Source organism: Pseudomonas sp. KCJK9111, from assembly GCF_046231935.1.
Taxonomy (GTDB): domain Bacteria; phylum Pseudomonadota; class Gammaproteobacteria; order Pseudomonadales; family Pseudomonadaceae; genus Aquipseudomonas; species Aquipseudomonas parafulva_B.
Window position 1 is genome coordinate 21,150 of the sequence record NZ_JBJJMO010000020.1, and the last position, 13,204, is coordinate 34,353.

The following is a 13,204-nucleotide window of genomic DNA, read 5'->3' on the forward strand; positions in this document are numbered from 1 at the left end:
GTCAGTCCTTGGGTTTGGAGGCAGAGGAGGTGTCTTGCAGATGGCGCGACAGGTACAGCCCTTGGGCCACCAGGAACAGCACGGTCATGCCCAGGCTGCCGAACACCTTGAAGTCGACCCAGAACGCCGGGAAGGTAAAAGCGACGAACAGGTTGGCGGCGCCGCAGAACAGGAAGAACGCGATCCAGGCGAGATTCAGGCGGGCCCAGATGGCATCGGGCAAGGTCAGCGCGTGGCCCATGATGCGCTTGATCAGTACCCGGTCGCCTATGAAGTGGCTACCGGCGAAGGCCAGGGCGAACAGCCAGTTCACCACGGGCGCCTTCCACTTGAGGAAGGTTTCGCTGTGAAAGGCCAGAGTCAGGCCGCCAAACACCAGGCAGGCAACCAGCGTCAGCCACTGGCCTTTCTCGAGCTTGCGCTGGCGCAGGAACAATGCGCCGTATACCACCAGCGAGCTGATGATCAGCATGGCAGTGGCACTGTAGATACCACCGAATTCGAAGCTGTGCCCGGCCAGCTCGACAGGCCGTGGATCCAGTTTGTAGACGATGAAGAACAGCAGCAGCGGGATGAAATCGATGAATTGTTTCACAATGGCAGCCAGAACCGGGATGTGACGGCATAATAACAAACATCGAATCCAGCGAAAGCGCTACTCCATGAATGTTGATCTGCACTGTCACAGCACGGCCTCCGACGGCGCCTTGTCGCCTTCGGCCCTGGTCGCCCGGGCCTTCGAGCACGGGGTGCGTACGCTGGCGCTCACCGACCACGATACCCTCGAAGGCCTGGCCGAGGCCCGGCAGGCCTGCCGTGAGCACGGCATGCAATGGGTCAGCGGCGTCGAGCTGTCCTGTACCTGGGGCGGCGCAACCATTCACATACTCGGTTACAACTTTCCCGTGGACGCTCCGCCCTTGCTGGCAGCGATCGAGGCCCTGCACCGTGGCCGCTGGTTGCGTGCCGAGGAAATCGACAGGCGCCTGGCGGCCAAGGGCATGCCTGGGACGCTGGCAGGTGCCCGGCATATCCAGCAGGCGCTCGGTGACAGTGGCAATGCCCCGGCCCGGCCACACTTTGCCGATTATCTGGTGCGTGCCGGCCACGTCAAAGACCGTGGCGAGGCCTTCCGCAAGTGGCTCGGCGCCGGCAAGCTCGGTGACGTCAAGCAACATTGGCCATCACTGGAGGAAACCGTTGCCACCCTGCGCCAGTCCAACGCATGGGTGAGCCTGGCGCATCCCATGCATTACGAGCTGACGCGCAGCAAGCGCAGGCGCCTGATTGCCGACTATATTCAGGCAGGCGGGCAGGCGCTTGAAGTGGTCAATGGGATGATGCCGGCCGAGCAGGTGGGCACTTTGTCCATCCTCACCCGTGAGTTCGGGCTGCTGGCAAGTGCTGGCAGTGACTTCCATGGCCCCGGCACCTGGGGCGAAATCGGTGCCTATCGGCCTTTGCCCGAGGACCTGCCACCTGTGTGGCACCGTTTCAGCCATGAACAGCCATTGCCGGTTTGAACAGGACGACGACGTGAGCCAATTTTTCCAGATTCACCCGGAAAACCCACAGCCGCGGCTGATACGCCAGGCGGTCGAGATCATTCGCAAGGGTGGGGTCGTGGTCTACCCGACCGACTCGGCGTATGCACTGGGTTGCCAGATCGGTGACAAGTCAGCCATCGAACGGGTGCGCCGTTTGCGTGGGCTGGACAAGACCCACAACTTCACCCTGATGTGCTGCGACATGTCGCAGCTGGGCTTGTATGCCAAGGTCGATACCGGCACCTTCCGGCTGCTCAAGGCCCATGTGCCGGGGCCGTACACCTTCATTCTCAACGGCACCCGCGAAGTGCCGCGCCTGCTGTTGCATGAAAAACGCCGCACCATCGGCTTGCGCGTGCCGGACCATGCCATCACCCTTGCACTGCTTGCCGAGCTGGGTGAACCCTTGATGAGCGTGAGCCTGATCCTGCCTGACGACGCCGAACCCATGACCGATCCCTACGAAATCCGCCAGCGCCTGGAACACCATGTCGACCTGGTGATCGATGGCGGCTACGGTGACCTCAAGGCCTCGACCATCATCGACCTGTCAGGCGATGAGCCCGAGCTGATTCGCGAAGGCTGCGGCGACCCCGCTCCGTTCATGGTCAACGCGTGACCGCCGAGCCATTCACCCAGGCAACGGCTGCGCCTGCCGAGCTGCCAGGCCAGTTGCAGCTGGCACTGGTCTACGGCGAGGCCGTGACCGAGCTGCCGCTGGACTTGTACATACCCCCCGATGCCCTGGAGGTCATTCTCGAAGCGTTTGAGGGGCCGCTGGACCTGCTGCTCTACCTGATTCGCAAGCAGAACATCGACATCCTCGATATCCCGGTGGCAGAAATCACTCGTCAGTACATGGGCTACGTCGAGTTGATGAAAACCGTGCGCCTTGAGCTGGCTGCCGAGTACCTGGTGATGGCCGCCATGCTGGCTGAAATCAAGTCGCGCATGCTGCTGCCGCGCAGCGTCACGGTCGAGGAGGAGGAGGGCGACCCGCGCGCCGAGCTGATCCGACGCCTCCAGGAGTATGAACGCTTCAAGGCTGCCGCCGAGGGACTGGACGGGTTGCCCAGGGTCGGTCGTGACCTGGTCGTGCCGTGCCTGGAGGCGCCCCAGGCAAAGGTACGTAAACTGTTGCCGCAGGTCAGCCTGCCGGAGCTGCTGGCATCCATGGCCGAAGTGATGCGCCGCAACGACCTGTTCGAAAGCCACCAGATCAGCCGAGAGACCCTTTCGACCCGAGAGCGCATGGGACAGGTGCTGGAACGCTTGAAAGACGGAGGTTTCGTGGCCTTCATCGATCTGTTCGCTCCCGATGAAGGCAAGCTGGGTGTGGTGGTCACGTTCATGGCTGTGTTGGAACTGGTAAAGGAAAGCCTCGTCGAACTGGTGCAAAATGAAGCCTTTGCCGCCATCCATGTGCGGTTACGCCCTGCTCCTGCTGAAGACGCCCATGAACCTGAATGACCCCCGTGATCTGGCTCCGCTGATCGAAGCCTTTCTGCTGGCCTCTGGCAAGCCACAATCGCTCGAGCGCCTGTACGAGCTGTTCGAGGAGCCCGAGCGGCCCGAGCCGAAGGCATTCAAGCGCGCACTCGAGGTGCTGGGCAAGTCGTGCGCCGGTCGTGCGTTCGAGCTCAAGGAAGTGGCCAATGGTTATCGGCTGCAGATTCGCGAGGATTACGCCCCTTGGGTCGGCCGGCTGTGGGAAGAGCGCCCGCAGCGCTACTCCCGGGCGCTGCTCGAGACCCTGGCGCTGATCGCCTATCGCCAGCCCATCACCCGTGGCGAAATCGAGGACGTGCGTGGCGTGGCGGTCAACAGCAACATCGTCAAGACGTTGGTCGAGCGCGAGTGGATACGCGTGGTGGGCCACCGGGAAGTGCCCGGGCGGCCGGCCCTGTTCGCCACGACCAAGGCGTTTCTGGATCATTTCAACCTCCGCAGCCTGGATGAGCTGCCAGCACTGGCCGAATTGCGCGAGATGCAGCCCGAGCCCTTGCTCGACCCGGACGACGCCCCGGTACCGGCGCACCTGCAGGCCCTGGCCGACGCCAGCCTGGGCGAGGACGAAGAGGCTGAGCCGGTCAAGGACGAGACCAGCTTTCGCAGCCTGCTCGTGGAGCTCGACGCCATGGAGCAGGGCCTCAAGACCGATTTCGACGACGTGCTCCAGCACGACCCTGGTGCCGAAGCATCGCTGGAGGGGGAGCGGAACGAGCAGGCCTGAACGCCGCAACGCCATCTGCTGTGGCCAGGGGCCTGGCCGTCGACCAGGGCCCGCCTGGCAGAAAGTCCTGGCAAGGGGTGTAAAAGCTTCTACCCTCCCATGCATTCATGCGGCGAACCACGTATGATGCGCGGCCTTTTGGCGCGTTCGTTGCCAGAAACCTGTTTTCATTCCTACACCGGGAGGTGCCCAGATGAGTGAGCAAGACCTGCAAGATACCCAGATCACCCCACCTGTTGGCGAGAAGCTGCAGAAAGTCCTCGCGCGCATTGGCGTGGGCTCGCGCCGTGACGTCGAGGCCTGGATCAGCCAGGGCCGCATCAAGGTCAACGGCGTTGCAGCCACCCTTGGCCAGCGCGTCGACCTGCATGACGCCATTGCTGTGGACGGCAAGCTGATCAAGCGTGAAGAGGCGGCCGAGGCGACGCGCCGGGTGATCATGTACAACAAGCCCGATGGCGAGATCTGCACCCGCGACGACCCGGAAGGTCGCCCGACCGTGTTCGATCGCCTGCCACGCCCCAAGGAAGGTCGCTGGATCAACATCGGCCGTCTGGACATCAACACCACCGGTCTGCTGCTGTTCACCACCGACGGTGAGCTGGCCAACCGCCTGATGCACCCGTCGTACGAAATGGACCGCGAATACGCCGTGCGCGTACGTGGGGAAGTGGACGACGAGATGCTCGAACGCCTGAAGGCGGGTGTCATGCTCGAGGACGGCCCGGCCAAGTTCACCGACATCCAGAAGGCACCAGGCGGCGAAGGCTTCAACCACTGGTACCACTGCGTGGTGATGGAAGGCCGTAACCGTGAGGTGCGTCGCCTGTGGGAGTCGCAGGGCATGGTGGTCAGCCGCCTGAAGCGTGTGCGCTTTGGCCCGGTGTTCCTCAACTCGGACTTGCCCATGGGCCGCTGGCGTGAAATGACCCAGGGTGAAATTGACATCCTGGCGGCCGAGGTGGGCTTGCAGCCCGTGGCGTTGCCGGCCATGAAGCTCAAGGCCAAGGACAAGATGGAGCGCCTGCAGCGCAAATCGTCCCGCCCCCTGGGCCGTGGTGAGCGCGTGCGTAGCCTGCGCCCAGCCCAGGACGGCGCAGCGGCCAGCGAGCGCCCAGCACGCCCGGCGCGCGAAGAGTCGCCGCGCAAAGGCAACCGTGGCAGCGCAGTGGCCGAGCGCCCAAGCGAAATGCGCAAGCGCCCGGCCAAGCCCGAGGGTGACAAGCCAGCTGGCCGTGGTCGCGGCAAGCCGCGCGGCTGAGGCATTCGGGGCCACTTGTCGGCCCTTGCCTGTGTACCGACGCTGAACACATTGGGGCTGCTGCGCAGCTCATTGCCGGCAAACCGGCTTCTGCACTAGGCGAGTAACTCGCGCTAAGCAGGAGTCAGTTGGCTGACGATGGGGCGCGAAGCGGCCCCAATGTGCAACCAGCTACCTGAACGGCGCTCCTGTCCAGATGCAACCCACCAGACGGTGCAATTCAGCTGCTCGCATGCAGCTCATGGACCGAGCGTAACCCATTGGGCGAAAAGCCATTTCGTTCGTTTGGCAACTTAGATTGCCAGCTTGTAAGGATTTTTTTACAAGCATCGGCCAATTCTCGCAGCAAACCAGAAAACTTCCTCGGGCGTAAAGAAAGCTTGCCGGAGCATGGGTGCTCGGTTGCGCCGTCGGTCACATCCCTGTCTTGCCTAAAACCCCGCCCCAGGGTGTTATAGCCCTCATTGCCCCGTGCAACAGCCCGCCGCAGAGCCGGTTGATAAAACAACAATTGGAGGCGCCATGTACGCCGATCACCTCGCCCACAAAGGCCATTACCCCAGGAACGCTGCGTTTTTTCCGCCGGAAACCACGCAACGCGTTGACGCCTGCGCGCTCGCAGGGTTATACAGTGCGCCGCGTTTTACCTGTGACCCCCTTGCGTACCGCGCACTCCTGACCCCGCCCGGTTGACTCGACCGCGCAGTTGCACCCTCAGGAAACAAGGTGACCACCTTGCCCATTCCGCTGCGCCACGAGCGCGGTGGGTCCGATTCCGTCACAGATAAAAACAATGCAGGTGACTTCGTTCATGAGTGGACACGACAAGCATTCAGGCGAGCTCAAGCGGGGCCTGAAGAACCGCCATATTCAGTTGATCGCCCTGGGGGGCGCCATCGGTACCGGCCTGTTCCTGGGGTCGGCAGGCGTGATGAAATCCGCCGGGCCTTCGATGATCCTGGGCTACGCGATCTGTGGCTTCATCGCTTTCATGATCATGCGCCAGTTGGGCGAAATGATCGTCGAGGAGCCCGTGGCCGGATCGTTCAGCCATTTCGCCCATACCTACTGGGGGGGCTTTGCCGGGTTCCTGTCGGGCTGGAACTGCTGGGTGCTGTATATCCTGGTGGGCATGTCCGAACTGTCCGCCGTGGGTAAGTACGTGCACTACTGGTGGCCGGAAATCCCTACCTGGGTGACAGCCGCTGCCTTCTTCGTGCTGATCAACGCCATCAACCTGATGAACGTGAAGTTCTTCGGCGAAGCCGAGTTCTGGTTTGCCATCATCAAGGTGGTGGCCATTGTCAGCATGATCGGCCTGGGTGCCTACCTGCTGACCAGCGGCAGCGGCGGGCCTGACGCGACCGTGGCCAACCTGTGGTCGCACGGTGGCTTCTTCCCCCATGGAGTCAGTGGCCTGGTGATGGCCCTGGCGTTCATCATGTTCTCGTTCGGGGGGCTGGAGATGCTCGGCTTCACGGCCGCAGAAGCTGACAAGCCCAAGACCGTGATCCCCAAGGCCATCAATCAGGTCATCTACCGTATCCTGATCTTCTACGTCGGCGCCTTGGTGATCCTGTTGTCGCTCACGCCATGGGACACCTTGGTCGCCAGCATCGATGCCTCCGGCGGCAGCTACGGCAGCAGCCCGTTCGTGCAAGTGTTCTCGTTGCTGGGCAGCGATGTGGCCGCCAACCTGCTGAACTTCGTGGTCCTGACCGCGGCCTTGTCGGTGTACAACAGCGGCACCTACTGCAATGCCCGCATGCTGCTGGGCATGGCCGAGCAGGGCGATGCGCCGGCTGCCCTGGCCAAGGTCGACAAGCGTGGCGTACCGGTGCGTTCGATTCTGGTGTCGGCGGCCGTGACCCTGATCGCCGTGCTGCTCAACTACCTGATGCCTTCCAGCGCGCTGGAGCTGCTGATGTCGCTGGTGGTGGCCACCCTGGTGATCAACTGGGCCATGATCAGCTACTCGCACCTCAAGTTCCGCCAGCACCTCAACCGCACGGGCCAGAAACCCCTGTTCAAGGCGCTGTGGTACCCCTATGGCAACTATGTGGTGCTGGCGTTCGTGGTCCTGATCCTGGGCATCATGCTGCAGATTCCGGGTATCCAGGTTTCCGTCTACGCCATTCCGGTCTGGTTGCTCTGCATGTTCGTCGCTTATGTCATCAAGTCACGGCGCAAGGGCGTTGTCCCTGAGGCTATTGGCAGCACCGCCAAATAAGCATCGTACAGCCGCATGCGAAACCCGAAGCGTTGACCGCTTCGGGTTTTTTCTTTTCTGCGTGTCAGATCTGTTCCAGCAGCCACGCCCTGAACGCCCGCAGCGACGGTAACGCCTCGTTACGCGGTGGATAGATCAGGTAATAACTGCGCTGACTGGCGAATGCCAGGCCTGGGCTGTACAGCGCTCCTTTGTCCAGCTCGTCTTCCACGAGCACGCGGGGCACCAGGCCCACCCCAATCCCCGCCTGCACGGCCTGAATCAAGTGCGAGGTCAACTCGAAGCTGGGGCCCAGGCGCATGCTTCGGTGGGGCAGGCCGTGGTGCGAGAACCATTCACCCCAGGCATGGGGATTGTTGGCCACGTTCAACAGCAACTGCTCGCTGATGCGATTGGGGCTCCAGTGCGGTTGTTCCGTGGCGGCCTGCGCCGGGAGAATCACCAGCAGCTCCTCGGCATGCAGGCGATGGCTGATCAGCCCCGGCAGGTCACGGCTGGCCACGCCAATGGCGGCGTCGATCTCGCTGGTGTCGAAGTCGATGGCCTCGATCCGCGAATGCAAGTGCACGAGCATGCCAGGGTGCGCCTTGTAGAAGTCGTTCAGGCGCGGCAACAGCCATTTGGAGCCAAAGGTGGGCAGGGTGGCCAGGCGCAGCGTGCCGACCCCGGACTGGTAGGCCAGCGCCTGGAGGGTCGCGCCCCGAATGCGGCCCAGTGCTTCGCTGAGCTCGCGCTGGTACAGCCGGCCGACGTCCGTCAACCGTACCTGGCGACCCTCGCGGCGAAACAGGGTGAGGCCCAGTTGCTGTTCCAGCGCCTGAACCTGCCGGCTGACCGCGCTCTGGGTCAGCGACAGTTCAGTGGCGGCGCGGGTGTAGCTCTGGTGCCTGGCGGCCGCCTCGAAAGCCAGCAGCAGGGACATGGACGGGGTCAGGTGGCGGTAATTCATTCATGAAAGTCATCGATAGCGGCAGGATTATCCGTTTGCCCCTGGCGCAAAACTACAGGAACATTGCCACATACGTCACTGTTGCCGGCGCCACCCATGCCGCCACGACATCTTTTCCGTGAATCAGCCCTATTCCGAGGCCGTCCATCGATGATCGCCCAGCTGCCTACCGTTGCACCTGACGCCGACTACCCGGCATTTCTCCAAGCCCTGCGTGACAGTGGTTTCCGTGGCCAGATCAGCGCCGACTACGGTACCCGAACCGTCCTGGCCACCGACAACTCCATCTACCAGCGCCTGCCGCAGGCCGCGGTGTTCCCCCTGGACGCCGATGACGTGGCGCGGGTCGCCACGCTGATGGGCGAGCCGCGTTTCCAGGCGATCAAACTGACCCCGCGCGGCGGCGGCACGGGCACCAATGGCCAGTCGTTGACCGATGGCGTGGTCGTGGACCTGTCGCGGCACATGAACGGCATTCTTGAAATCAATGCCGAGCAGCGTTGGGTGCGGGTGCAGGCGGGTGTGGTCAAGGACCAGCTCAACGCCGCCCTCAAACCCCACGGCTTGTTCTTCGCGCCTGAACTGTCCACGTCGAACCGGGCGACCGTGGGTGGCATGATCAACACCGACGCCAGCGGGCAGGGCAGTTGCACCTATGGCAAAACACGCGACCATGTGCTTGAGCTGCACAGCATCCTGCTCGGGGGGGAGCGCTTGCACAGCCTGCCGCTCGACGAAGAGGCGCTGCAGGCTGCGTGTACGGCGCCCGGTCGCGTGGGTCAGGTGTACCGCACGGCCCTGGATATCTGCGATACCCAGGCTGAACTCATCCGCACCACCTTTCCCACGCTCAATCGCTGTCTGACCGGCTACGACCTGGCACACCTGCGCGATGAGCAGGGCCGCTTCAACCTCAACAGTGTGCTGTGCGGCGCCGAGGGCTCGCTGGGGTATGTGGTCGAGGCCAAGCTCAACGTGCTGCCGATTCCCAAGTACGCCGTCCTGGTGAACGTACGGTACGCAAGCTTCATGGACGCGCTGCGCGATGCCAATGCCTTGATGGCGCAGCGGCCGCTGTCCATCGAGACCGTCGATTCCAAAGTGCTCGGGCTGGCGATGAAGGACATCGTCTGGCACAGCGTCGCCGAGTATTTCCCGGCCGACCCCGAGCGCCCCACGCTGGGCATCAACCTTGTCGAGTTCTGCGGTGATGACCCCATCGAGGTCAACGCCAAGGTCCAGGCGTTTATCGATCACTTGCGCGCCGACACCAGCGTCGAGCGTCTCGGCCATACGCTGGCCGAGGGCGCTGAGGCGGTGACCCGCGTCTACGCCATGCGCAAGCGCTCGGTCGGCCTGCTGGGCAATGTCGAAGGCGAAGTGCGGCCGCAGCCCTTCGTCGAGGATACGGCGGTGCCACCGGAAAAACTCGCCGACTACATCGCCGAGTTCCGTGCCTTGCTCGACGGCTACGGGTTGGCGTACGGCATGTTCGGCCACGTCGATGCCGGCGTGCTGCATGTGCGCCCCGCGCTGGACATGAAGGACCCGGCCCAGGCGGCCTTGGTCAAGCCTGTTTCCGATGCGGTGGCTGCGTTGACCCGTCGCTACGGCGGTTTGTTGTGGGGCGAGCATGGCAAGGGCCTGCGTTCTGAGTACGTGCCCGAGTACTTTGGCGAGCTGTACCCGGCACTGCAGCGCCTCAAAGGCGCGTTCGACCCGCACAACCAGCTCAACCCCGGCAAGATCTGCACACCGCCCGGTGCCAGCGAGGGCCTGACCAAGGTCGATGGCGTGACCTTGCGCGGCGAGTTGGACCGCACCATCGATGAGCGGGTCTGGCAGGCCTATGGCAGCGCCGTGCATTGCAACGGCAACGGTGCCTGCTACAACTACGACCCGAACGACGCCATGTGCCCGTCGTGGAAGGCGACTCGTGAACGTCGGCACTCGCCCAAAGGGCGGGCTTCGCTCATGCGCGAGTGGTTGCGCCTGCAGGGTGATGCGGGCGTGGATGTATTGGAGGTGGCGCGCAAGCCGGTTTCATGGATCAAAGGGCTGCCTGCGCGGTTGCGCAACGAGCGGGCGCGGCGCCAGGGGCAGGCTGACTTTTCCCATGAAGTTTATGACGCAATGGCTGGCTGCCTGGCCTGCAAGTCCTGCGCAGGGCAGTGCCCGATCAAGGTCAACGTACCTGATTTTCGCTCGCGGTTTCTCGAGCTGTACCACACCCGGTACCAGCGCCCTCTGCGTGACTACCTGATCGGCTCGCTGGAGTTCACCATCCCGTACCTGGCCCATGCGCCTGGTCTGTACAACGCGGTGATGGGCTCGAAATGGGTCAGTCGCCTGCTGGCCGAGCAGGTAGGCATGGTCGATAGCCCGTTGATCAGCCGTTTCAACTTCCAGGCGACCCTGACACGCTGTGGCGTGGGCATGGCCACGGTGCCGGCGCTGCGCGAACTGACGCCTGCCCAACGCGAGCGCAGCATCGTGCTGGTGCAAGATGCCTTCACCCGTTACTTCGAGACGCCGTTGCTGTCGGCATTCATCGATCTGGCGCATCGCCTGGGCCACAAGGTTTACTTGGCACCGTACAGTGCCAATGGCAAGCCACTGCATGTTCAGGGCTTTCTGGGTGCCTTCGCCAAGGCCGCCGTGCGCAATACCGCCCAACTCAAGGCGTTGGCTGACTGCGGGGTGCCGTTGGTCGGGCTGGATCCGGCCATGACCCTCGTCTATCGCCAGGAATACCTGAAAGTGCCTGGGCTTGAGGGGTGCCCCCCTGTGCTGTTGCCTCAGGAATGGCTGCTGGGCGCACTGCCCGAGCAAGCGGCAGGGTGCACGTCCACCTTCCGGCTGATGGCCCACTGCACCGAGAAGACCAACGCCCCTGCCAGTACCCGGCAGTGGGAGCAGGTGTTCGAACGCATGGGGCTCAAGCTGATCACCGAGGCCACCGGCTGCTGCGGCATGTCAGGTACCTATGGGCACGAGGCGCGCAATCAGCAGACCTCAAAGAACATCTTCGAACAGTCCTGGGCGCTGAAACTGGATAAGGAGGGGGAGCCATTGGCGACCGGTTATTCCTGCCGCAGCCAGGTCAAGCGCATGGCTGGGCGACCGATGCGTCATCCGTTGGAAGTGGTGTTGCAGTTCGCCAGGGGCTGAAGGGAAACTTGCTCGACCGAGCGGTGTGAAAACGTGCTGAAACGCAAGGCGCCAGATCAGCCGTTTTCACACAGCCAGTGTGCGCGGTCTAGTCCTGATCGGCGCTGGTCTGATCGTCACCTTCCTGCTCGCGGGCAGGTGCCGAGTCAGCGTGGGCGGTAACGGTGGGCTCTTCTGGGTTCAGGCTTGGGAAGGGAAGATTCGGGATCTCATGCATCTCGTCGTTCCTCGCAAGTGTGAGTGAAAAGGCTGCGCCAGGCGCGTGTGAAGCTTCAAGAAGCTGGGGCAGGATACACAAGTCTGCATGACAGTTTGGCTTTTTTCCTACGCACGCCGGTTGATCAAGGCCGGTCATGCTCGCCGGGCAAGGCTGATCTTGCGTGATAAAAAGCATGACTTAGGCTGATGATCACTGGGGCCGCAGAGCGGCCCCGGCGATCCTAAGTGAACACCACCATGGCCGACGGCCACGTCCGCATTAGCCTCGGGCCGACCGCCGTGGGCAGTTTACTTGCGCCCTTCGGCCGTCTCGGCCACTTTGTCGGTGCGTGCGCACATGATGAAGTCGTTACGGTGCAGGCCTTTGATCGAGTGGCTCCACCAGGTGACGGTCACCTTGCCCCACTCGGTCAGCAGTCCCGGGTGATGGCCTTCGGCCTCGGCAATTTCCCCGACGGCGTTGGTAAACGCCAGGGCATGCTTGAAATTCTTGAACAAAAATACGCGCTCAAGCTCCATGTGGCCGTCACGCACTTCGATGTTCCAGTCCGGAATTTCGCGAATCAGCTCGGCCAGCTCCTGCTCGCTGACTTTTGGTGCATCGGCGTGGCAGGCTTCGCAGTGGGCTTGGTTCAAGGCATTCATACGTTCTTATCCATGTGGCGTTGTGAGTGGCAAGCAGCGTTCAAGCGGCAACCTTGGGTGGAAACTTCGGCGCGTGCAAGCCTAGCTGCTGGGCTTGCGCGACCATGCCCATGATGTCTTCGTGAGCAAGGTCGAACAGGCGCTTGAGTTCTGGCAGCACGAAGTACACCGGCTGCAGGATGTCGATCCGATAAGGGGTGCGCATGGCCTCGATGGGGTCGAAGGCCTGATGCTCGGGTTCGCCAGATAGGCTGTAGACCGTTTCCTTGGGCGAGGACAGAATGCCACCGCCGTAGATCTTGCGGCCGTTGGGTGTGTCCATCAGGCCGAATTCGATGGTCATCCAGTACAGGCGCGCCAGATAGACGCGCTGTTCCTTGGTGGCGGCCAGGCCCAGCTTGCCGTAGGTATGGGTGAATTCGGCAAACCAGGGGTTGGTCAGCAGCGGGCAGTGGCCGAAGATTTCGTGAAAGATGTCTGGTTCCTGGAGGTAGTCCAGTTCTTCGGGTGTGCGAATGAACGTTGCCACCGGGAAGCGCTTGCTGGCAAGCAGCTCGAAGAAGGTCTGGAACGGAATCAATGCCGGAACCCGTGCGACCTGCCAGCCGGTGGTTGCCCCCAGCACCTTGTTGATCTCACCTAGCTGCGGAATGCGGTCATGAGGCAGCTTCAACTGCTCGATACCGTCGAGGTATTCCTGACAGGCACGCCCTTCGATCACCTTCAGTTGGCGGGTGATCAACGTGTTCCACACGCCGTGCTCCTGCTGCGGGTAATCGATGAACCCCTGCGCATCAGGCTCGCGTGCCACATAGTGGGTGTGCTTCATGGAGGTCTCCTGATCAGCTCTTGTCGTTATGTACAGGTAGGCATCAGAAATAACCCGTTATTGCACAGTGCACATCTACTCATGGAGGGGATGGGCCAAGGCGGGCACGCTATTTTGTAA

Annotated in this window: 12 protein-coding genes; 7 read left to right on the forward strand and 5 right to left on the reverse strand. The window is 62.6% G+C overall.

Annotated elements, in window-relative coordinates; genetic code table 11:
* Position 1 precedes the first annotated feature (1 nt).
* Positions 2 to 595, reverse strand: coding sequence for a septation protein A (locus ACK59L_RS09675; protein ID WP_027915901.1), 594 nt, complete (start codon positions 593 to 595; stop codon positions 2 to 4).
* A gap of 67 nt (positions 596 to 662) precedes the next feature.
* Here ACK59L_RS09675 and ACK59L_RS09680 point away from each other — a divergent pair, with 67 nt between their 5' ends.
* From ACK59L_RS09680 to ACK59L_RS09705, 6 genes are all read left to right on the forward strand, one after another.
* On the forward strand, positions 663 to 1,523 hold the full coding sequence (locus ACK59L_RS09680) for a PHP domain-containing protein (protein WP_409273250.1): 861 nt from the start codon (positions 663 to 665) through the stop codon (positions 1,521 to 1,523).
* 13 nt (positions 1,524 to 1,536) lie between these two features.
* On the forward strand, positions 1,537 to 2,166 hold the full coding sequence (locus ACK59L_RS09685; protein WP_145255481.1) for an L-threonylcarbamoyladenylate synthase: 630 nt from the start codon (positions 1,537 to 1,539) through the stop codon (positions 2,164 to 2,166).
* A 125-nt stretch (positions 2,167 to 2,291) separates the two neighbouring features.
* The gene (locus tag ACK59L_RS09690) at positions 2,292 to 3,017 is read left to right on the forward strand and encodes a ScpA family protein (RefSeq protein ID WP_181405494.1); all 726 of its coding nucleotides are present in this window, start codon (positions 2,292 to 2,294) and stop codon (positions 3,015 to 3,017) included.
* Positions 3,004 to 3,780 carry an SMC-Scp complex subunit ScpB gene (gene scpB / locus ACK59L_RS09695; RefSeq protein WP_196136230.1) on the forward strand — a complete coding sequence of 259 codons (777 nt, stop codon included), beginning with the start codon at positions 3,004 to 3,006 and terminating at the stop codon, positions 3,778 to 3,780. The genes ACK59L_RS09690 and scpB overlap by 14 nt, the downstream gene beginning before the upstream one ends.
* A gap of 193 nt (positions 3,781 to 3,973) precedes the next feature.
* The gene (gene rluB / locus ACK59L_RS09700) at positions 3,974 to 5,041 is read left to right on the forward strand and encodes a 23S rRNA pseudouridine(2605) synthase RluB (RefSeq protein ID WP_196136229.1); all 1,068 of its coding nucleotides are present in this window, start codon (positions 3,974 to 3,976) and stop codon (positions 5,039 to 5,041) included.
* An 811-nt stretch (positions 5,042 to 5,852) separates the two neighbouring features.
* Complete coding sequence (locus ACK59L_RS09705; protein ID WP_058605640.1) at positions 5,853 to 7,271, forward strand: amino acid permease; 1,419 nt, start codon at positions 5,853 to 5,855, stop codon at positions 7,269 to 7,271.
* 64 nt (positions 7,272 to 7,335) lie between these two features.
* Here the strand turns inward: ACK59L_RS09705 and ACK59L_RS09710 are convergent, their stop codons facing one another.
* Positions 7,336 to 8,220, reverse strand: coding sequence for a LysR substrate-binding domain-containing protein (locus ACK59L_RS09710; protein ID WP_409273253.1), 885 nt, complete (start codon positions 8,218 to 8,220; stop codon positions 7,336 to 7,338).
* A gap of 150 nt (positions 8,221 to 8,370) precedes the next feature.
* Here ACK59L_RS09710 and ACK59L_RS09715 point away from each other — a divergent pair, with 150 nt between their 5' ends.
* Positions 8,371 to 11,391, forward strand: coding sequence for an FAD-binding and (Fe-S)-binding domain-containing protein (locus ACK59L_RS09715; RefSeq protein WP_409273255.1), 3,021 nt, complete (start codon positions 8,371 to 8,373; stop codon positions 11,389 to 11,391).
* Positions 11,392 to 11,479: 88 nt separating this feature from the next.
* Here ACK59L_RS09715 and ACK59L_RS09720 read toward each other — a convergent pair whose 3' ends face one another.
* From ACK59L_RS09720 to phhA, 3 genes are all read right to left on the reverse strand, one after another.
* Positions 11,480 to 11,608, reverse strand: coding sequence for a hypothetical protein (locus ACK59L_RS09720; protein WP_255212317.1), 129 nt, complete (start codon positions 11,606 to 11,608; stop codon positions 11,480 to 11,482).
* Between the two features lie 290 nt (positions 11,609 to 11,898).
* Positions 11,899 to 12,255 carry a 4a-hydroxytetrahydrobiopterin dehydratase gene (locus ACK59L_RS09725; RefSeq protein ID WP_409273257.1) on the reverse strand — a complete coding sequence of 119 codons (357 nt, stop codon included), beginning with the start codon at positions 12,253 to 12,255 and terminating at the stop codon, positions 11,899 to 11,901.
* Positions 12,256 to 12,295: 40 nt separating this feature from the next.
* On the reverse strand, positions 12,296 to 13,084 hold the full coding sequence (gene phhA / locus ACK59L_RS09730) for a phenylalanine 4-monooxygenase (RefSeq protein ID WP_058605580.1): 789 nt from the start codon (positions 13,082 to 13,084) through the stop codon (positions 12,296 to 12,298).
* Positions 13,085 to 13,204: the final 120 nt, after the last annotated feature.

Bases quoted from the DNA above. Each gene is read 5' to 3' on its own strand.
- ACK59L_RS09680 (WP_409273250.1), top strand. From the start codon at position 663: ATGAATGTTGATCTGCACTGTCACAGCACGGCCTCCGACGGCGCCTTG.
- scpB (WP_196136230.1), top strand. From the start codon at position 3,004: ATGAACCTGAATGACCCCCGTGATCTGGCTCCGCTGATCGAAGCCTTT.
- rluB (WP_196136229.1), top strand. From the start codon at position 3,974: ATGAGTGAGCAAGACCTGCAAGATACCCAGATCACCCCACCTGTTGGC.
- ACK59L_RS09705 (WP_058605640.1), top strand. From the start codon at position 5,853: ATGAGTGGACACGACAAGCATTCAGGCGAGCTCAAGCGGGGCCTGAAG.
- ACK59L_RS09710 (WP_409273253.1), bottom strand. From the start codon at position 8,220: ATGAATTACCGCCACCTGACCCCGTCCATGTCCCTGCTGCTGGCTTTC.
- ACK59L_RS09715 (WP_409273255.1), top strand. From the start codon at position 8,371: ATGATCGCCCAGCTGCCTACCGTTGCACCTGACGCCGACTACCCGGCA.
- ACK59L_RS09720 (WP_255212317.1), bottom strand. From the start codon at position 11,608: ATGCATGAGATCCCGAATCTTCCCTTCCCAAGCCTGAACCCAGAAGAG.
- ACK59L_RS09725 (WP_409273257.1), bottom strand. From the start codon at position 12,255: ATGAATGCCTTGAACCAAGCCCACTGCGAAGCCTGCCACGCCGATGCA.
- phhA (WP_058605580.1), bottom strand. From the start codon at position 13,084: ATGAAGCACACCCACTATGTGGCACGCGAGCCTGATGCGCAGGGGTTC.